The 18,039-nt window shown below is 60.5% G+C and carries 18 protein-coding genes; 5 read left to right on the forward strand and 13 right to left on the reverse strand.

Features of this window, described 5'->3' with window-relative positions; genetic code table 11:
* Window positions 1-114 precede the first annotated feature (114 nt).
* From ACYZTM_RS11200 to ACYZTM_RS11210, 3 genes are all read right to left on the reverse strand, one after another.
* The gene (locus ACYZTM_RS11200; RefSeq protein ID WP_131061831.1) at window positions 115-708 is read right to left on the reverse strand and encodes an HAD family hydrolase; all 594 of its coding nucleotides are present in this window, start codon (window positions 706-708) and stop codon (window positions 115-117) included.
* Window positions 705-1,574, reverse strand: a complete 870-nt coding sequence (gene tesB / locus ACYZTM_RS11205; protein ID WP_131061830.1) for an acyl-CoA thioesterase II — start codon at window positions 1,572-1,574, stop codon at window positions 705-707. The genes ACYZTM_RS11200 and tesB overlap by 4 nt, the downstream gene beginning before the upstream one ends.
* Window positions 1,575-1,677: 103 nt before the next feature.
* Window positions 1,678-2,247, reverse strand: coding sequence for a GNAT family N-acetyltransferase (locus tag ACYZTM_RS11210; protein WP_131061829.1), 570 nt, complete (start codon window positions 2,245-2,247; stop codon window positions 1,678-1,680).
* A gap of 74 nt (window positions 2,248-2,321) precedes the next feature.
* On the opposite strand from ACYZTM_RS11210, the gene ACYZTM_RS11215 reads away from it, so the two are divergent.
* Together ACYZTM_RS11215 and ACYZTM_RS11220 are read left to right on the forward strand one after the other, a co-directional pair.
* Window positions 2,322-3,242: a histone deacetylase family protein gene (locus tag ACYZTM_RS11215; protein WP_131061828.1), complete on the forward strand. Its 921-nt coding sequence runs from the start codon at window positions 2,322-2,324 to the stop codon at window positions 3,240-3,242.
* Between the two features lie 283 nt (window positions 3,243-3,525).
* Window positions 3,526-4,767, forward strand: a complete 1,242-nt coding sequence (locus ACYZTM_RS11220) for a TIGR03862 family flavoprotein (protein ID WP_461988662.1) — start codon at window positions 3,526-3,528, stop codon at window positions 4,765-4,767.
* A gap of 117 nt (window positions 4,768-4,884) precedes the next feature.
* Here ACYZTM_RS11220 and ACYZTM_RS11225 read toward each other — a convergent pair whose 3' ends face one another.
* Together ACYZTM_RS11225 and yedA are read right to left on the reverse strand one after the other, a co-directional pair.
* The gene (locus ACYZTM_RS11225; RefSeq protein WP_461988663.1) at window positions 4,885-6,219 is read right to left on the reverse strand and encodes a DEAD/DEAH box helicase; all 1,335 of its coding nucleotides are present in this window, start codon (window positions 6,217-6,219) and stop codon (window positions 4,885-4,887) included.
* A gap of 52 nt (window positions 6,220-6,271) precedes the next feature.
* Window positions 6,272-7,198, reverse strand: a complete 927-nt coding sequence (gene yedA, locus ACYZTM_RS11230; RefSeq protein ID WP_461988665.1) for a drug/metabolite exporter YedA — start codon at window positions 7,196-7,198, stop codon at window positions 6,272-6,274.
* A 163-nt stretch (window positions 7,199-7,361) separates the two neighbouring features.
* Between yedA and ACYZTM_RS11235 the strand changes: the two genes are divergently transcribed.
* A complete protein-coding gene (locus tag ACYZTM_RS11235; RefSeq protein ID WP_461988667.1) occupies window positions 7,362-7,814 on the forward strand; it encodes an Lrp/AsnC family transcriptional regulator in 453 nt (150 codons plus the stop codon).
* Window positions 7,815-7,939: 125 nt separating this feature from the next.
* Here ACYZTM_RS11235 and ACYZTM_RS11240 read toward each other — a convergent pair whose 3' ends face one another.
* The 3 genes from ACYZTM_RS11240 to ACYZTM_RS11250 all read right to left on the reverse strand — a co-directional run bounded on the left by ACYZTM_RS11240 (window position 7,940) and on the right by ACYZTM_RS11250 (window position 9,940).
* On the reverse strand, window positions 7,940-8,551 hold the full coding sequence (locus ACYZTM_RS11240) for a 3'-5' exonuclease (RefSeq protein ID WP_461988669.1): 612 nt from the start codon (window positions 8,549-8,551) through the stop codon (window positions 7,940-7,942).
* Between the two features lie 22 nt (window positions 8,552-8,573).
* A complete protein-coding gene (locus ACYZTM_RS11245; RefSeq protein WP_010467410.1) occupies window positions 8,574-9,053 on the reverse strand; it encodes a LabA-like NYN domain-containing protein in 480 nt (159 codons plus the stop codon).
* A gap of 140 nt (window positions 9,054-9,193) precedes the next feature.
* Entirely contained in the window at window positions 9,194-9,940 is a 747-nt protein-coding gene (locus ACYZTM_RS11250; protein WP_131061823.1) for a DUF2076 domain-containing protein, read from the reverse strand.
* Window positions 9,941-10,118: 178 nt separating this feature from the next.
* Between ACYZTM_RS11250 and ACYZTM_RS11255 the strand changes: the two genes are divergently transcribed.
* Both ACYZTM_RS11255 and ACYZTM_RS11260 read left to right on the forward strand, forming a co-directional pair.
* Window positions 10,119-10,793: a YciC family protein gene (locus ACYZTM_RS11255; protein ID WP_131061822.1), complete on the forward strand. Its 675-nt coding sequence runs from the start codon at window positions 10,119-10,121 to the stop codon at window positions 10,791-10,793.
* A gap of 67 nt (window positions 10,794-10,860) precedes the next feature.
* Window positions 10,861-11,937 (forward strand): endonuclease/exonuclease/phosphatase family protein, encoded by a 1,077-nt coding sequence (locus ACYZTM_RS11260; protein WP_131061821.1) that lies wholly within the window; start codon window positions 10,861-10,863, stop codon window positions 11,935-11,937.
* 108 nt (window positions 11,938-12,045) lie between these two features.
* On the opposite strand, the gene ACYZTM_RS11265 is transcribed toward ACYZTM_RS11260, so the two are convergent.
* The 5 genes from ACYZTM_RS11265 to ACYZTM_RS11285 all read right to left on the reverse strand — a co-directional run bounded on the left by ACYZTM_RS11265 (window position 12,046) and on the right by ACYZTM_RS11285 (window position 17,960).
* Window positions 12,046-12,882, reverse strand: coding sequence for an ABC transporter ATP-binding protein (locus ACYZTM_RS11265; RefSeq protein ID WP_461988672.1), 837 nt, complete (start codon window positions 12,880-12,882; stop codon window positions 12,046-12,048).
* Window positions 12,870-13,673: an ABC transporter permease gene (locus ACYZTM_RS11270; RefSeq protein WP_461988674.1), complete on the reverse strand. Its 804-nt coding sequence runs from the start codon at window positions 13,671-13,673 to the stop codon at window positions 12,870-12,872. The genes ACYZTM_RS11265 and ACYZTM_RS11270 overlap by 13 nt, the downstream gene beginning before the upstream one ends.
* A 9-nt stretch (window positions 13,674-13,682) precedes the next feature.
* Complete coding sequence (locus tag ACYZTM_RS11275; protein ID WP_461988676.1) at window positions 13,683-14,669, reverse strand: ABC transporter substrate-binding protein; 987 nt, start codon at window positions 14,667-14,669, stop codon at window positions 13,683-13,685.
* A gap of 395 nt (window positions 14,670-15,064) precedes the next feature.
* Complete coding sequence (locus tag ACYZTM_RS11280) at window positions 15,065-16,435, reverse strand: aspartate aminotransferase family protein (RefSeq protein ID WP_461988678.1); 1,371 nt, start codon at window positions 16,433-16,435, stop codon at window positions 15,065-15,067.
* A gap of 31 nt (window positions 16,436-16,466) precedes the next feature.
* Complete coding sequence (locus tag ACYZTM_RS11285) at window positions 16,467-17,960, reverse strand: aldehyde dehydrogenase (RefSeq protein ID WP_461989128.1); 1,494 nt, start codon at window positions 17,958-17,960, stop codon at window positions 16,467-16,469.
* Window positions 17,961-18,039 lie beyond the last annotated feature (79 nt).

Consider the following 18,039-nt stretch of genomic DNA (forward strand, 5'->3'; position numbering starts at 1 on the left):
GTTCTGTATTGCCTGATCTGACGCCTTCGCGGGCAAGTCGGATCGCCGCACCGCTCGCTCCTACAAGGGCAGCGCGTCACTTTGTAGGAGCGAGGCTTGCCCGCGAAAGGGCCCTCAAGCAGACAACATCTCCCGCAACACCCCACAATCCGCCGCATGCCAATCCGTCAGCTCCGGCCAAGGGTTATCCGGCAAATTCACCAACACCGTCCGCGCTCCCGCCGCTCGACCGCAATCCAGATCAAAGCGGTAATCACCGACCATCACCATCTCGCTCGCCGGCACGTTCCAGGCCTCGGCCAACTTCAGCAAACCACCGGGATGCGGTTTAGGCGGCGCTTCATCACGGCCCAGCACATCCTCCACGGCAAAGCAGTCAGCCAGGCCGATCGCCTCCAGTGTCACGTGCGCCAGCTCCCGGGCATTGCGCGTGAGAATGCCCAGGTGATAACCGCGCCCGGCCAACTCCCGCACCAGCTCCACTGCGCCCGGCGCCGCTTTCGAACCCAACGCCAGGTCCCGTTCGTGCTCCAACAGCCACGCATGTTTGGCTGCGGCTTCATCGGCCGGCAGCGCTGCGAGGTGGGTCAATATGTCGTCTTCCGCCGGAATCGCCAACGCCACGCGAATCGCCGCGAAGTCATGCACGGCCACCGTCAGGGTGCCGTCCATGTCGAACACCCAATGCCGCACCTCGGCCAGGCTCATGCCCAATCCTTGCGATGGCGGATCAAGCCTTCCTGAGTGACCGAAGCCACCAATTGCCCGCCACGATTGAACACGCTGCCACGGGTGAACCCGCGAGAATTGCCGGCCCACGGGCTGTCCATCGCGTACAGCAACCAGTCATCGGCGCGAAGATCCGCATGGAACCACAGCGCGTGATCGAGGCTGGCGACCTGCATGTCTTTCTGCCAGACCGATTTGCCGTGGGGCTGCATCGAGGTGGTCAGCAGACCGAAGTCCGACGCATAGGCCAGCAGGTATTTGTGCAACGCCGGAGAATCGGCCAAGGCACCGTCGGCACGAAACCAGACGTACTTGACCGGATCGGACGGTTGCGGGTTGTAGGGATCTTTCTCGGTGATCGGTCGGAATTCGATCGGTTTGGGGCACAGAAATTTTTCGCGCATGTGCTCGGGAATCAGGTGCGCACGCTGTTGGGTGAGCTCAAGTTCCGAAGGCAGGTTTTCCGGGCCGACCACGGTCGGCATCTCGGCCTGGTGCTCGAAGCCTTTTTCGTCGTACTGAAACGACGCACTGCAAGTGAAGATCGGGTTGCCCTTCTGGATCGCCGTCACCCGACGCGTGCTGAAACTGCCGCCATCACGCACCCGGTCAACCTGATACACCACGGGCAACGCGGAATCGCCCGGGCGCAGGAAATAGCCGTGCATCGAATGCACATGGCGCGCTTCTTCGACCGTCTGACTGGCCGCCGACAAGGACTGACCGATCACCTGACCGCCGAACAACTGACGAAAACCCAGGTCCTGACTGCGGCCACGGAACAGGTTTTCTTCGATCGGTTCCAGGGTCAGCAGGTCGACCAGATCATCCAACACTTGGCTCATTCAGACTCTCCTCACACAAAGCATGCCGCGCAGTCTGGGCTGCGACGGTCGATTCAGTTTATGGCCAGGGCCCATGGGGGCCATTGTAAACGTCCGTGCCTGCTTATCCATGCAAGGTTTGCAGCCATTGTTCACGGGTGATGCGATACAACACATGGTGGCGCAGGGGATGATCGGCCGCGAGCCTGGGATGTTCAAAATCATCGGCTGAATCATGGTGCATGCCGATTGCCTGCATGACTTTCTGCGACAGCATGTTGGTTTCGGTGGTGAACGACACGACTTCTTTCAGCGGCATCCGGTCAAACCCGCATCGCAGAGCGGTCCACGCCGCTTCACTGGCATAACCCAGCCCCCAATGCTCGCGCGCCAGGCGCCAGCCGATTTCTGTAGCCGGGGTAAACGGTGCATCGAAACCGACCACGCCGAGGCCGGTGAAACCGATGAATGCCCCGGTGTCCTTGCGCTCCAGCGCCCAGAGGCCGAAGCCATGTTCGGCAAAATGCCCACGAATCCGTCCGATCAGCGAAGCACTTTCGAGACGACTCAAGGGTGCCGGAAAATAGCGCATGACCTGTGGATCGGCGCACATCGCCGCGAACTCCGGCAAATCCTCATCGCGCCACTGCCGCAACAGCAGTCGCGCGCTCTCGAGTTTCAGTATCGGCTCCATCGTGCCCTCCCCTTTCCATGCCGCAAGTCTACAACGCTGGTAGGATCCTTCACTCATTCCTACCTGAATTCGTTATGCCGCTGCCGCTGATCTACCACGAAGACTACAGCCCCGAGTTCCCGGCGGATCACCGCTTCCCGATGGACAAGTTTCGCCTGCTGCGCGATCACTTGGTGGACAGCGGCCTGACCCGGGACGCCGACCTGCTGCGCCCTGAACTCTGTCCCCCGGAGATTCTTGCCCTCGCGCATGACGCTGCCTATATCGAACGCTACATGAGTGGCGAGTTGTCCCGCGAAGACCAGCGGCGCCTAGGCCTGCCCTGGAGTGAAGCACTGGCCCGGCGCACGGTGCGGGCGGTCGGCGGTTCGTTGCTGGCGGCGGAACAGGCGCTGCAACACGGCCTGGCCTGTCATCTGGCCGGTGGCACGCATCACGCGCATTACGACTATCCGGCGGGTTTCTGCATCTTCAATGACCTGGCGGTGATCAGCCATTTCCTACTGGAAAGCGGCCGTGTGAATCGGGTGCTGATCTTCGATTGCGACGTGCATCAGGGCGACGGGACTGCACGAATACTGCACAACACCCCGGACGCGATAACCGTTTCCCTTCACTGCGAAAAGAATTTTCCTGCACGCAAGGCTGAAAGTGATTGGGACATCCCGCTGCCCAAAGGCATGGGCGATGCCGATTATTTGAAGGTAGTGGACGATGCGCTGAATTATTTGCTGCCACTCTACCAACCGGATCTGGTGTTGTACGACGCCGGGGTCGATGTGCATAAGGACGACGCACTCGGCTACCTGAAGCTGACAGACGAAGGCGTTGCCGCTCGCGATGAAAGCGTGATGCGTCATTGCCTGGGGCGGGATATTCCGGTGGTCGGGGTGATTGGCGGCGGCTACAGCAAGGACCGCAAGGCCTTGGCGCGCCGCCACGGAATCCTGCACCACAGCGCGCAGCGGGTCTGGCAGTCATCAGGTTGTCATTGAGTTGTGGATGCTTTACCCACAATGTCTGTGGAACTGCCTGTGGATAACCTGAGTGAAAGGTCCGGCAGGCCATGCTGCCTATAGCCGGCAAAATGGTGGTTGTTTTTTGATCAGTCATCTGAAAACACCGCTGATCAAATGTGGGAGCGGGCTTGCTCGCGAAAGCGGTGTATCAGTCGACATCAATGTTGAATGTTAAATCGCTTTCGCGAGCAAGCCCGCTCCCACAATGCTTCGTGCTGGTAGAATGCGCGGCTTATTCCGCCACGCCGCAGCTCTAGCCATGACCCAGCCCTCGCCTTCCTCCACTTCTCACGTCGCAATCATCGGCGGCGGCCCCGCCGGTTTGATGGCGGCTGAAGTGCTGAGCCAGGCCGGGATCAAGGTCGACCTGTACGACGGCATGCCTTCAGTTGGGCGAAAATTCCTGCTGGCCGGTGTGGGTGGCATGAACATCACCCATTCCGAAGCCTACCCGGCATTTCTCTCGCGCTACGCCGAACGCGCGCCGCAGATTGCGCCGTTGCTACGTTCCTTCGGCGCCGATGCGCTATGCCAATGGATTCATGACCTGGGCATTGAAACCTTTGTCGGCAGCTCCGGCCGAGTTTTTCCTACAGACATGAAAGCCGCCCCGCTGTTACGCGCCTGGCTCAAACGACTGCGAGACGCTGGCGTCGTTATCCACACCCGCCACCGCTGGCTTGGTTGGGATGACAGCGGTGGTTTGCGCATTGATAGCCCCGACGGTGAAAAAACCGTTCGACCCGACGCAACCCTGCTGGCCCTCGGCGGCGGCAGCTGGTCGCGCCTCGGCTCGGATGGCGCCTGGATGCTGGCACTGGAACAACGCGGCGTAGGACTTGCGCCGCTGCAACCGAGTAACTGCGGCTTCGAGGTGCAGGCCTGGAGCGAGTTGATGGTCAGCAAATTCGCCGGCGCACCGCTGAAAAACATCGCCATTGGCCTCAATGACGACGTCCCACGGCTCGGCGAATGTGTGATCACGGCGACCGGGATTGAAGGCAGTTTGATCTACGCCTTGTCGGCGCCGATCCGTGAAGCCATCAATCAGCACGGCTCGGCGACCCTTCACCTCGACCTGTTACCGGGCAGGCCTGTGGATAAAGTGCAGGCTGCGCTGAGCAAACCGCGCGGGTCTCGTTCCATGTCGAAACATTTGCACAGCCAGCTCGGGATCGAGGGTGTGAAAGCGGCGTTGCTGCGCGAACTCACTCCGGCCGAATGCTTCGCTGATCCGGCGCTGCTGGCCAAAGCGATCAAGGCATTGCCACTGACGTTGGTGAAAACCCGTCCGCTGGATGAAGCCATCAGCAGCGCCGGTGGCGTGATGTTCGAATCGATGGATGAACGATTGATGCTCAAGCAACTGCCTGGCGTGTTCTGCGCGGGTGAAATGCTCGATTGGGAAGCGCCGACGGGGGGGTATTTGCTGACGGCGTGTTTTGCCAGTGGTAGAGCGGCGGGGTTGGGGATGGTGGAGTGGTTGAAACACCGACACTGATCGTTCCCACGCTCCGCGTGGGAATGCCTCTTCGGACGCTCCGCGTTCGGCTTTGAAGGGACGCGGAGCGTCCCGGGCTGCATTCCCACGCAGAGCGTGGGAACGATCATTGGGTCATCAAGGCTTCTTCTTACGCGGCCCAGTATTAAACACCGGGACCTTGCGCACAGGCTTGATCGAAGGCTCCGGCACCGAAGCATCCCCGCTCTCAACCCACTTACCCAAGTTGCGCTTACCGCCACCGGAGGTCTTCGGCTTCTTCGGTTTTTTCGGCTTCTTCACCACCTGACCGCTGGCATCGGTATCCGGTACCCGGTGCTCAGGCTCGAAGTCATGTTCCATCTGCCGAGGCAACGTCTGACGCGTCAACGTCTCGATGGCCGACAGCAAATTCACTTCATCGGCGCACACCAGCGAAATAGCCTGCCCGGTGGCACCTGCACGACCGGTACGACCGATCCGGTGGATGTAGTCCTCTGCCACGATTGGCAGGTCGAAGTTGACCACCAATGGCAAATCTTCGATATCCAGACCACGGGCGGCAACGTCAGTGGCCACAAGGATCTGCACTTCACTGGCCTTGAACCGGTCCAGCGCACGCTGGCGGGTTGCCTGCGGTTTGTCGCCGTGGATGCCGTCGGCGTTGATGCCCAGGCCCTGGAGTTTTTCCACCAGCGCGTCCACACCATTGCGGGTCTTGGCGAACACCAGCACCTGCTTCCACTTGCCCTTGCGCATCAAATGAATGAACAGCTCCGGCTTGCGCTTCTTGTCCACCACCACAACCCATTGCTTGACGGTGTTGGCAGCGACGTTGCGCGGGCTGACTTCGATGCTCAACGGATCGTTGAGCATTTGTCCGGCCAGCAAACGGATCGCGTCGGAGAAGGTCGCGGAAAACAACAACGTCTGACGTTGCTTCGGCAGCACGCGGTAAATATTCCCCAGCTCCTCGGAAAAACCCAGATCGAGCATGCGGTCGGCTTCGTCAAGAATCAGGGTTTGCAGCTGATTGAACTTGAGTGCCTTCTGGCGATACAGGTCGAGCAAACGCCCCGGGGTCGCCACCAACACGTCGACACCTTTGCGCAGCTTCATCATTTGCGGGTTGATGCTGACGCCGCCGTACACCGCGTAAGTGCTCAACGGCAGGTTCTCGGCGTACTGACGCACGGCTTCGTGAACCTGTTCCGCCAGTTCGCGGGTCGGCACCAGGATCAGCGCGCGCACCGAATTGGAGGCAACTTTCGGCCCTTCCATGGTCAGCAACTGCAGCAGCGGCAGCGCGAAACCGGCGGTCTTGCCGGTGCCGGTCTGGGCCGCAGCCATCAGGTCGCGACCGGCCAGCACCGCCGGAATGGCTTGCGCCTGAACCGGCGTAGGAGTCTGGTAGCCGAGCGTCTCGAGAGAGCGCAGCAAGGGTTCGATCAGGCCAAGGGAGGCGAAAGTCATGGGATTACCGTAGGAAAATTCAGCGCGGGTGTGCAATGGCGCGCAGTTTACCCTAATTCACGCTCGATTCTGTCTGCACCACGGCAGCCGGTCGAACCGGCGCCCGTCGCCATTGCGGCAACCCGATCAACACCACTGCACTGATGATCACCAACATCGCCAACCCTTCTTCGATCCCGATGGTCTCGCCGACAAACACAATCCCCAGCAACACCGCGACCGCCGGGTTGACGTAGGCATAACTGGTCGCCGCCGCTGGACGCACGTTTTTCAACAGGTACATGTAGGCGTTGAAGGCGATGATCGAACCGAAGACAGTCAGGTAGGCCAAGGCTGCCCAGCCTTCAATCGGCGGCATGCTTTCCAGATGCTCACCACTCACGGCGCTGCCGATCAACAACGCCACGCCGCCCACCAGCATTTCCACGGCACTGGCCATGGCGCCCTGGGGCAGCGGCAAGTGTTTGCTCCAGACCGAACCGAAGGCCCAGGAAGCCGCCGCGAATATCAGCAATGCGGCGCCCAGCGGGCTCGATTGCAGGTTGGAGCCGAGGTTGAGCATGGCGATGCCGATCAGCCCGAGCACAATCCCGGCCCATTCAAGACGGGTATTGCGCGCGCCCCAGAAATAGCCGCAGAGCAAGGTAAACAACGGCACCGTCGCCACTGCCAATGCAGCAACACCGGAGGCAACCCCCGAGTGTTCAGCCACACTGACCGCACCGTTACCGCAGGTCAGCAGCAAGATCCCGATGATCCCGGCGGCCTTCCACTGCGCCCAGGTCGGGGCCGGCGCCCCGCGCCAGCGCAGGAAGGCGTACATCAAGGTCCCGGCGATCACGAAACGAATACCGGCGAGCAGCAACGGCGGCCAGTACTCCACGCCGATGCGAATCACCAGGTAGGTCGAACCCCAAATCACGTACAACGCGAAAAAGGCGGCGATCAACGGTAAGGGAAAACGACGTAAGCCAGGCATGGGCAACTCGATGACGGGACAATGTGAACAGCTATTCTAGAAAGGCCAGCGGCGTAAAATAAGTTACAAAACCTGTTTATAGCGCCGGTACACTTTTCAAAACACGGAGATTGCCGCTATAAACCATGCTTTCGAAAGTCAGTCATTTTTCAGGAATACCACGATGGATAAATACGACCGCATGCTCCTCAGCGCCCTGCTGGAAAACGGTCGTGCGTCCTACGCCGACCTGGCGCGCAAGGTCAACCTGTCCGCCCCGGCCGTGGCCGAGCGCGTGGCCAAACTCGAAGCCTGCGGGGTGATTACCGGTTACCAGGCGAAAGTCGATATGGCCAAGCTTGGGTTGCCGATCCAGTGCGTGATCGAACTGCGCCTGAACCAGCACGGCAACCAGAAGGCCTACGACGACCTGATCAAAATCCCACAGCTGACGGAATGCCACAGGGTGACGGGTGATCCGTGCGTGATCATGCAGGCTGCGGTGGGATCGATGCCGGAGCTCGAAGCGTTGATCAACCGGATTGCCAAGTTTGGATTCAGCAAGACGTCGATTGTGCTGTCGAGCGCCATCGAGAAGCGCGTGCCGTTGGGGCAATTGGAAGGTAATGGTAAGTAGCGATGCGGATGACGCCTTCGCGGGCAAGCCTCGCTCCTACAGGGTTTACGCCGGCCGAATGAACACTGCAAAAACTGTAGGAGCGAGGCTTGCCCGCGAAGAGGCCCGCCAGAACACCACAAATCCTAGAACCCGCGATGACGCTTGAGATGCTCATTGATCTTCGCCGCCGGCACTTTCTGCAGGCTGACCAGCAGATCGTGCGACAACTCGCGCAACCCATGCTTCTGCCGCAACTCCTGCGCCAGATGCGCCGTCAGGTTGGCCGCCATCTCGGCATCAGCCATGGCCCGGTGAGCCTTGCCGGTGTTGGGCAGGCTGGCGAACGTGGTGAGGGTGCCGAGTTTGTGGTTCGGCGCGGCGGGCATCAAACGGCGGGCGAGTAGCAGCGAGCAGGCAAAGTTCTGCAAGCGTGTGCGCTTGATGCGGCCAAGTTCGAAGTCCCAGAACTTCTGGTCGAACGCGGCGTTGTGCGCCAGCAGCGGCGTGATGCCGACGAATTCGTTGACTTCGTTCATCACCTGCTCGGCCGATGGCGCGGTGCGCAGCATGGCGTTGCTGATGCCGGTGAGTTGTTCGATGAAGGCCGGGACGCGCACGCCGGCGTTCATCAAACTCTGGTAACGCTCGACGATGCGCCCCTGTTCAAGGATCACCACGGCAATTTCTGTGGCCCGGCAACTGCTGTTCGGGGAGATCCCGGTGGTTTCAAAGTCGATGACTGCTATGCGTTCCAAACCTGTTTCAACTCCGTAAAAATCAATTCTTGAGCAGCAACGCGCCTTCGATCGGCACGTAGCGGCTGGCCGCGCGAATCAGCGAGTTGGCCGTCAGGCCCGGCACGCCGTAGGCCACGGCTTGCACGCCGTGCTTGGTGATGATGCGCTCCAGCAGCATGTCGAAGTCTCCGTCGCCGGAGGCCAGCACCACTTCGTCGACATGATCGGCGGCGTCCATGATATCGAGGGTGATGCCCACGTCCCAGTCGCCCTTGGCCGAGCCGTCGCTGCGCTGGATGTAGGGTTTGAGCTTCACGATGAAGCCGAGGTTGCGCAGGATCTGCTGGAATTGCTGCTGCTTGCTGTCGCCGCGATCGATCGCGTAGGCATAAGCCTCGACGATCTCGCCCTGTTTGCTGATATCAGCCCACAGCGCGGCGTAGTTGAAGTGACAACCATAGGCCTGACGCACGGTGTAATAGAGGTTCTGGACATCGGCGAACACCGCGATTTTTTTCACCGTGCATCCTCTTTGGCGCTGTCGCGCGCAAGCTGGGTCAGGCACCAGGCCCGAAAAGTGGCCCAGTATGCCAGCCTGAAGGATTGTTCCGCGAATAATCGGCCATGCGGCGAGGGAGCAAGTCCCTCGCCATCGGTGAATCAGACGAAGGAGTCGTCGTCGCCGCCAAAGAACGATGAACTGTCATCGCTATAGTCGGCGTCGGTGAAGCCGCCCTGATCGTTGGCGTTGTTGTCCGCCACGCGCTGGTCATCGCCCCAGCCGTTGCCGCTGTCGCTCTGATCGTTGACCTGAGCTGGCTCTTCTTTGATGACTTCCGCCACTTCCGGTTGCTGATTGTGTTGGAACAGGCTGCTGATGCCTTGCGCCAGCATCACGCCACCGGCCACGCCAGCCGCCGTTTTCAGCGCACCGCCGAGGAAGCCGTTGCCAACAGGTTGTTGCGGCGCATAGTTCTGCTGAGGCGGCGCTGCACCGAAATTTTGCTGTGGTGGCTGCGAATTGAACGACAGCCGCCCCGGCTCACGCCATCCGCCACTGGAGGGCGGCGCGCTTTGCGTGGGTGCTGGTTGTGGATCACGGGAACCGCCACCGAAGATGCTCGATAAAAAGCCACCACTGGCGGGCGCCTGAGTCTTGGCCGATTGCAGTTCGGCCTGCAATTGCTGCACTTGCTGGGCGAGTTGCTTGTTCTGTTCGTCGAGGCTTTTGATGGCGGCTTCTTGCACCAGAATCGCCTGGGCCATGAAATAGCCTGCCGCAGGTTGGCGAGTCAGGTGTTCCTTGATCCGCGCCTCAGCCTGGGCGTCGCGTGGGGCTGAATCCGTTTCGGCCTGTTGCAGCCGGGAAAACAGTCCATCGATCAGGGTTTGTTCTTCGCTGTTCATGGCGACCTCGTAGATTGCCGGGAATATCGTCGTCCTCCTCCACTGTGGATGAGGTACACCTCCCTAATGGAGGTTGATGCAGGATGTTTCAATGGTCTTTACCGAACGTTTACGTTTGCGCCCCAAAGGGCTTCATCGGTTAAAGTGGGCCACTGCTTTCAACCTGCGATATCGACTGATGAATTCGTTAGATGTACTGCGTGACTCTCTGTATTTCTTCAAACGCAATCTGGGCCAGATTGTGCGGCTGTGCCTGCCGCTGGTGATCTTCGAAGCGCTACTGCAACAAGTCGTCGATCGCTCCACCGAGCCGGACAGTTTCCCCGGTATCAGCGTGATGGTCGGCTTGTTGGTTTATCCGCTGTACACCGCCGCATTGATCCTGTTTCTCGATGCCCGCAGCCGTGGCGAATCGCCGAGCAACCGCGAATTGTTGTCCAGGTCGGCCTACCTGTGGCCGCGCTTCGCCCTGCTCACAGCCCTCAACACCTTGCTGATCCTGATCGGGTTGTCGCTGTACTTCCTGCCGGGCATCTGGCTGATGGTGACCCTGGCATTCGGGGAGTACTTGCTGGTGCTGCGCGGCCTGGCCCCGCTGGCGGCGATGAAGGAAAGCCTGCGCCTGACCCGCGGCCATTTCCTGCGCATCCTGGTGTGCATCCTGTGCGTGATGGGGCCGCTATGGGTACTCAAGGGCGCGACCCTCGCGATTTACCCGGAGCCGCAGAATCCGGCGATTTCGCTGCTGATCGACAGCGCGCACAGCTTTTTGCAACTGTTCACCAGCGTGGTGTTGTTCCGGTTGTTCATGCTGATCTGCGATGTGCCTGAAAAAATTGATGGCCCACTATGACCCATGGGCTTAAGCCCGACGCTCGGTTATGCTCAGGCTCATCTTTTGTAACGCTATAAGCCGAGCCATGACCCGTCTACTGCGCTACACCCTGCTGGGCCTGCTGATCGCGGCAGGCCTGATTGCCTTGCTGATCTACAACCTGACCTGGCGTCCCGAAGCCGAGGAAGCATTACCGGTCAGTTGCAGCACTCAGGCGCCCACACTGGTACCCGGCCAGGCGTTGAAAGTGATGACCTGGAACGTTCAGTACCTGGCGGGTAAACGCTACGTGTTCTGGAATGACCAGGCCGAAGGCGACGACGACAGCCCCACCCCCGAAGACATGGCCTTCAGCCTCGATGAAGTGGCGCGGGTGATTCGCGACGAGCAACCGGACATTGTGTTGTTGCAGGAACTGGATGACGGCGCCAAGGCCAGCGATTACCAGAACCAGTTCAAGTTGCTCCAGGAACGGGTCGCCGACCTTTATCCGTGCAGCGCTCACGCCTTCGACTGGAAAGCCGATTTCGTGCCGCTGCCGCACATCCTCGGCAGCGTCGGCCGGCAACTGGCCACCCTCAGCCGTTTCCAGATCGAACACGCCGAACGCCTGCAATTGCCGGTCGCGTCGGCCAACCTCATCAGCCGTCAGTTCAAACCGAAAAACGCTTTGCTGGTGACTTACCTGCCGTTGAGTGACGGTGGGCAGATCGCCGTGCTCAATACCCATCTGGACCGCGTCATCCAGCCCGACGAGACCCTGCAAGCCCAAGTGACCGCCGTGACCAAGGTGCTCGACAAGTTTGAAAGCCGTGGCACCCCGTGGTTGATCGGTGGCGACTTCAACCTGTTGCCGCTGGGCCAGTATCGACGCCTGCCCGACGAACAGCGCACGCCCTACTCCGTCGACAGCGCATTGCATGTGCTGTGGGATAAATACCCGATGATCCCGACCCACAACGAAGCCAGCGGTGTCGATCGGTCCCGGTGGCTGACCCACTACCCGAATGATCCGGGCTTGAACGGCCCGGACCGGACGGTTGATTACCTCTTCTACAGCCCGCGGATCAAACGGGTCGAGGCCATGGTGAGGCAGGACGATACCTTGCGGATCTCCGATCATTTGCCGGTGATTGCGCGGTTCCTTTTGCCCGCCAACTGATGATGCACAACCTGTGGGAGCGGGCTTGCTCGCGAAGGCGATTTATCATTCAACATTGATGTCGACTGACCCACCGCTTTCGCGAGCAAGTCCGCTCCCACAGGGATCTCAATGCGCCTCTTCCAACTCATCATGCAGTAACCCGAAAATCCTGCGCTTCATGTCAATGAACGAGCGCTCCATGACCATGTCCAGGGTTCGTGGGCGTTCGATCGGCACATCCAGAATCTGCTTGATCCGCCCAGGCCTGGCGCCCATCACGTAAACCCGATCCCCCAACAGAATCGCCTCGTCGATATCGTGGGTCACGAACAACACAGTCTTCTTGCTGTTGCCCCAGACCCGCAACAACAGCTGCTGCATTTGCAGGCGCGTCTGGCTGTCGAGTGCACCGAAGGGCTCGTCCATCAGCAAGATCTGCGGGTCGTTGGCCAGCGCCCGAGCAATGGCGACGCGTTGCATCATGCCGCCGGACAGCTGCTTGGCGTAGTTGTCGGCGAACCCGGTGAGGCCCACTTCATTGACGTAGTAATCGACGATTTCCTTGCGCTGTGGAGCCGCCATGCCACGCCGCTTGAGGCCGAACTCAACGTTCTGGCGCACGGTCAGCCAGGGGAACAGCGTATAGCTCTGGAACACCATGCCGCGATCCGCGCCCGGTCCTTGCACTTGTTGGCCGCCGACGTAGATTTCGCCTTCCGTGGGCTCATTCAGGCCGGCCGTGAGATACAGCAGACTCGACTTGCCGCAGCCCGAAGGCCCGACCAGCACGGCGAATTGTTGATCCGGCACTTCGAACGACACCTGCTCGAGCGCGGTGAACATGCCGCCGTCAGGTTTCTGATAGCGCAGGCTGACCTTGTCCACTTGCAGCCGTGGCGCGGCCTGCACCGGGGCGGCCGTGGGTGTGACGAAACGCGGGGTGACGGCGCTTACTGAGCCCATGCGGCGATCCTCAGACGTAGGAAACGGAACAGTTGATCGGTGACCAGGCCCAGCAGGCCGATGATCGCGATTGCCAGGAAAATCACATCCACTTGAAAGCCGCGCATGGCTTTAAGGCTCAAGTAACCCAGGCCGCTGGATGCGGCGACCAGCTCGGCGACTACGAGGTACGTCCATGCCCAGCCCATGGTCACGCGCAGCGTGTCGAGCACACCCGGTAACGACGCCGGGGCGATCACATGCAGCACCGCATCGCGGCGGGTCGAACCCAGTGTGTAGGACGCGTTGATCAGGTCCTTGGAGATGCCTTTGGACACGTCCGCAATCATCACCAATTGCTGAAAAAACACGCCGAAGATAATCACCGACACTCGCTGCTCCAGACCGATGCCGATCCACAGAATGAACAATGGCACGAACGAAGTGACCGGCAGGTAGCGGATGAAATTCACCATCGGCTCAAGGAACGCCTGGACGATGCGAAAGCTGCCCATCAGCAACCCCAGCGGCACCGCCACCAGCGACGAGACGATGAAACCGACCATCACCACTTCGAGGCTGGCCCACACGTGCAAACCGAGTGTGCCGTCGCGGCTCAGGCGCACGGCGGCCTCGACCACCGCGCCCGGTGTCGGCAAGAACATGCCCGGCACCACGCCGCCGTAAGACAATCCGGCCCACAGGCCGATCAACAACACCCAGGCCAGACCGCTCGCGCTCCAAATCACCGAAACCGGCAGGCCGGTCTTGGGCGTGATGCAGCGGCTCAGCCATGAATTGCGCTTGAACATGCAAACCTCCTAGAGCGGGCTGACGAAGCGGTTGTCGATCAAGTCGTCATTGCTGACGTTGTAGGGTTTGCCCTGCAATTCACTGGCGGTCTCGTTGGCCAGTTTGATCAGCCGTTCGCTATCGCCCGGTTTGCCCGGCGAGCCCAGGAGTTTTTCGCTCATGGCCTGATCGTAGAAGCGCACGCCTTGCGCGGCAGCGGCCAGTTCCTTCGGATCGGCGAGGTAACCGCCAACGCCTTTGGCCATGATTTTGTAGGCCTCTTCCGGATGGTCCTTGGTGTACTGCACCGCTTTGTAGAGACCGGCGACCAATGCCCTGACGTCTTCCGGCTGCTTCTCGATGACCGTGCAGTTGAGCGCAACCACGTCGACAATCACCCCCGGTGTGCTGCTGCTGTCGATCAGCACTTTGCCTTGCTGCTTGTTGCGAACCATCGACAGATGCGGTTCCCAGGTCACAGCGGCCGGCACGCGACCGGCGATGAACGCGGTGGCGGCATCGTCGGCGGTCATGTTCTGCACGGTGATGTCGCTCATTTTCATGCCGTGTTTTTTCAGCAAGTACGACAGCCAGAACTGCGAGGTCGAACCTTCGTTCACCGCCACGGCTTTGCCCTTCAGCTCCTGCAGGCTTTTGACCTCCTTGCCCACCAGCACGCCGTCGCCACCGTGGCTGTCATCGAGTGCGGCCACCGCCTTGAAACAGAATTGCGGGCGGTACTTGAGCACTTCGTCGATTGTCGACGCCGAGCCCGATAACTCTCCCGAGGCTTGCGCAGCCATGTACATCGAAGCCTCTTCGACGACAGGCAATTCGACGGTCAGACCGTTTTCCTTGAAGTAGCCCAGATCCCGGGCCAGGTAGAGCGTGCCATATCCGACCCACGTGGTGTGGCCGATGGACAGGGTGCCGGCCTGGGCGCTGGTGGCGACCGTCGCGGCGATGGCGGTGACCGCCAGTGGATGAGCGAAGCGGGTAAGCAAGGACTTGATCATGGAGCACTCCCAAAGCTGTTGATTTAGTTTTGTCATGGGCAGTACGGCCAGTGGCCTTGGAGCAGAAGCAACCTGAGGTCTCTGATGGACCTTTCGGTGGTCAGCGTTTGGCTGACTGGCGAGGTCGATGTTGGCTCAAGGCAGGGATTAGGAAAATTAGGAAATATGTCGATGGGAGTGATGAAAAAACTGGGTAGCTCGCACTGCGAAAGGGCGCTGCGGGCGGGGATGCCCGGGGTGGGTGCAAAAGTTGAGAGGTGTGTTGAATCGGCTATCGCATTCGCGAGCAAGCCCGCTCCCACAGGGGGCCTATGTCGTCCCCTTTACCGAGATCGACACAATCCCACTGTGGGAGCGGGCTTGCTCGCGAAGAGGCCCGCAAGAGCGCTACAAGTTCAGAGCCGGCCGAATTCCTGCGCCGTACGATCCACCGCTTTCAGGGTTTTGCCGACCAACTCATCAACCTCTTCGCGACTGGCAATCAACGCCGGTGCCATGATCATCCGCCCCAACGTCGAGCGAATAATCACCCCTTCTTCGAAGCCGATCGTGCGGCAACGCCAGGCAATGTCGTTCTCATTGGCGAAGCGCTTGCGACTGGTTTTGTCCTCCGCCAATTGCAGCGCCGCGACCATGCCGACACCCTGAATATCGCCCACCAACGGGTGATTGCCGAACACCTCGCGCAAGCACTGTTGCAGGTACGGGCCGATGTCATCCTTGACCCGCGTCACCACCCCTTCATCACGCAAGGCCTTGAGGTTGGCGATGGCCACCGCCGCGGCCACCGGGTGCCCGGAGTAGGTCAAGCCGTGGGCAAACACCCCGCCCTGCTCCACCAGCACCTGAGCCATTTTCTTCGACAGAATCAATCCGCCCATGGGGATGTAACCGGAGGTCAAACCCTTGGCGATCGACAACGTGTCCGGCTCGAAACCGAAGTGCTCGTGGGCGAACCATTCACCGGTACGACCAAAGCCACCGATCACTTCATCGGCGCACAACAGCACGTCGTACTGACGGCAGATTCGTTGAATCTCCGGCCAGTAACTCTCTGGCGGAAAGATCATTCCGCCCGCGCCCTGGAACGGTTCGGCGATGAACCCGGCGACCTTGTCCGCGCCCAGTTCGAGAATCTTCGCTTCCAGTTGCTGCGCCGCCCGCAGACCGAATTCAGCCGGGGTCAGGTTGCCCTCGTGGGCGAAGAAGTACGGCTCGTCGATGTGTTCGATGTCGGGAATCATGCCGCCCATTTCGTGCATGAACTTCATGCCACCGAGCGCCGTCGCCGCCAGGGTCGAGCCGTGGTACCCGTTCCAGCGACCGATCATGATTTTCTTCTCGGGCTTGCCGAGGATCGTCCAGTATCGGCGCACGGTACGGATCAGCACTTCGTTGGCTTCGGAGCCGGAGTTGGTGTAGATCGCGTGGCTGTAGTGCCCCGGCAGCAGGCTGAATAGCAACTCCGAAAGCTCGATGACCTGTGGGTGGGTGGTGTGGAAAAACATGTTGTAGTACGGCAACTGCTCAAGCTGTTGAGTCGCCGCTGCCGCCAGGTCCTTGCGGCCGTAACCGAGGTTGGTGCACCACAGCCCGGACATGCCGTCGAGGTAACGCCGACCATCGTTGTCCCACAGGTGCAGGCGCTCACCACGGACCATCACCCGGGGTCCTTCCTCGTTGAGCGCTTTTTGATCGACGAATGCGTGGATGTGGTGCGCAGCGTCGGCGGCCTGGTAGTCGCGGGTTTCACGTGGTGTGGTCATCGCCAGTTCTCCGTTTTGTTATTAGCGGCTGTTATGAGCGCAGCTGAAACCAGGTGGTTTTCAACTGGGTGTATTTATCGAATGAGTGCAGCGACAAGTCGCGGCCGAAACCGGACTGTTTGCCGCCGCCGAAAGGCACGGTCACGTCCAGTGCATCGACGCTGTTGACCGACACCGTGCCTGCTCGCAATTGCCGCGCCACGCGGTGGGCGCGATTGAGGTCGTCAGTCCACAGCGAGGCCGCCAATCCGTAGACGCTGTCGTTGGCCAGTTGCAAGGCGTGGGCCTCGTCGTCGAACGCGGTGACCGCCAGCACCGGGCCGAACACTTCATCGCGAAACAGCGGCATGTCCGGGCTCACGCCGGTAAAAATCGTCGGCTGAATGAAGTTGTCGGAACCGTTGAAGATCGACTGCCGGCCACCACATACTTTGGTCGCGCCCAGGCGTTCGGCCTGCTGGATGAACTTCATGATGCGCGCGGTCTGGCGGCTGTCGACAATCGCCCCGGCGCTGCTCGACGGGTCCAGCGGATCACCCGGCTGCCAGCGCTCGGCCTGCACGTTGAGGCGCTCGACGAATTCGTCATGAATCGAACGCTGCACCAGCAGCCGTGAGTTGGCCGAGCAGACTTCGCCCTGATTGAAGAAGATGCCGAACGCCGCCTTCTCGGCGGCCAGATCCAGGTCCTGGCAATCGGCGAACACCAGATTGGCGCTCTTGCCGCCGCACTCCAGCCACACCTGTTTCAGGTTCGATTGCGCGGAATACTGCATGAAATACTTGCCAACTTCGGTGGAGCCGGTGAACACCAGGCAGTCGACGTCCGGGTGCAAACCGAGGGCTTTGCCGGTCTGCTCGCCGAGGCCCGGCAGCACATTCAGCACGCCTGGCGGCAGACCGGCCTCCAGCGCCAGTTCGGCCAGACGCAACGCGGAGAACGGTGATTGCTCGGCGGGTTTGAGGATCACCGAATTGCCGGCCGCCAGCGCGGGTGCGAGTTTCCACGCGGCCATGTCCAGCGGGAAATTCCACGGCACCACGGCGGCGACCACACCCAGTGCTTCGCGGGTAATGGTCGCCAGCACGTTTTGCGCGCTGGGGGCGATCTGGTCGTAGAGTTTGTCGAGGCTTTCGGCGTACCAGCGAAACACTCCGGCGGCGCCCGGCACGTCGATGTTGTAGGCATCCATGACTGGTTTGCCCATGTTCAGCGAGTCGAGCAGCGCCAGTTCTTCGCGATGGGTCATGATCAGATCAGCCAGACGCAGCAGCACTTGCTTGCGCTCGCTCGGCGAACGCGCCGACCAAGTGCCGGCCTCGAACACTTGCCGCGCATTGCGTACCGCCGCGTCCACGTCTTCATCACCGCAAGCGGTTACGTTAGCCAAGCGCTGGCCGGTGGCGGGGTTGATCGCCGTGAAAGTCTGGCCCGACTGCGCCGAGCGAGATTTGCCGTCGATGACGGCCTGGTCGGATAACCGCAGCGCGGCAGCTTTGTTTTGCCAATATGCAAGCTCGAACACGTTCAGATGCTCCATGGGCTTTTCTTGTGTTTTGGATGGTGGCCCAGGCCCGAGTCCAGTAAAAATAGTAAAAATGTCT

The sequence above is a fragment of the Pseudomonas sp. MDT2-39-1 genome, assembly GCF_054898085.1.

Coding starts and splice junctions, on each gene's coding strand:
- ACYZTM_RS11265 (WP_461988672.1), bottom strand. CDS start 12,882: ATGGGCTCAGTAAGCGCCGTCACCCCGCGTTTCGTCACACCCACGGCC.
- ACYZTM_RS11210 (WP_131061829.1), bottom strand. CDS start 2,247: ATGGAGCCGATACTGAAACTCGAGAGCGCGCGACTGCTGTTGCGGCAG.
- ACYZTM_RS11250 (WP_131061823.1), bottom strand. CDS start 9,940: ATGAACAGCGAAGAACAAACCCTGATCGATGGACTGTTTTCCCGGCTG.
- ACYZTM_RS11280 (WP_461988678.1), bottom strand. CDS start 16,435: ATGACCACACCACGTGAAACCCGCGACTACCAGGCCGCCGACGCTGCG.
- ACYZTM_RS11235 (WP_461988667.1), top strand. CDS start 7,362: ATGGATAAATACGACCGCATGCTCCTCAGCGCCCTGCTGGAAAACGGT.
- ACYZTM_RS11215 (WP_131061828.1), top strand. CDS start 2,322: ATGCCGCTGCCGCTGATCTACCACGAAGACTACAGCCCCGAGTTCCCG.
- ACYZTM_RS11225 (WP_461988663.1), bottom strand. CDS start 6,219: ATGACTTTCGCCTCCCTTGGCCTGATCGAACCCTTGCTGCGCTCTCTC.
- ACYZTM_RS11200 (WP_131061831.1), bottom strand. CDS start 708: ATGAGCCTGGCCGAGGTGCGGCATTGGGTGTTCGACATGGACGGCACC.
- ACYZTM_RS11255 (WP_131061822.1), top strand. CDS start 10,119: ATGAATTCGTTAGATGTACTGCGTGACTCTCTGTATTTCTTCAAACGC.
- ACYZTM_RS11275 (WP_461988676.1), bottom strand. CDS start 14,669: ATGATCAAGTCCTTGCTTACCCGCTTCGCTCATCCACTGGCGGTCACC.
- yedA (WP_461988665.1), bottom strand. CDS start 7,198: ATGCCTGGCTTACGTCGTTTTCCCTTACCGTTGATCGCCGCCTTTTTC.
- ACYZTM_RS11270 (WP_461988674.1), bottom strand. CDS start 13,673: ATGTTCAAGCGCAATTCATGGCTGAGCCGCTGCATCACGCCCAAGACC.
- tesB (WP_131061830.1), bottom strand. CDS start 1,574: ATGAGCCAAGTGTTGGATGATCTGGTCGACCTGCTGACCCTGGAACCG.
- ACYZTM_RS11220 (WP_461988662.1), top strand. CDS start 3,526: ATGACCCAGCCCTCGCCTTCCTCCACTTCTCACGTCGCAATCATCGGC.
- ACYZTM_RS11260 (WP_131061821.1), top strand. CDS start 10,861: ATGACCCGTCTACTGCGCTACACCCTGCTGGGCCTGCTGATCGCGGCA.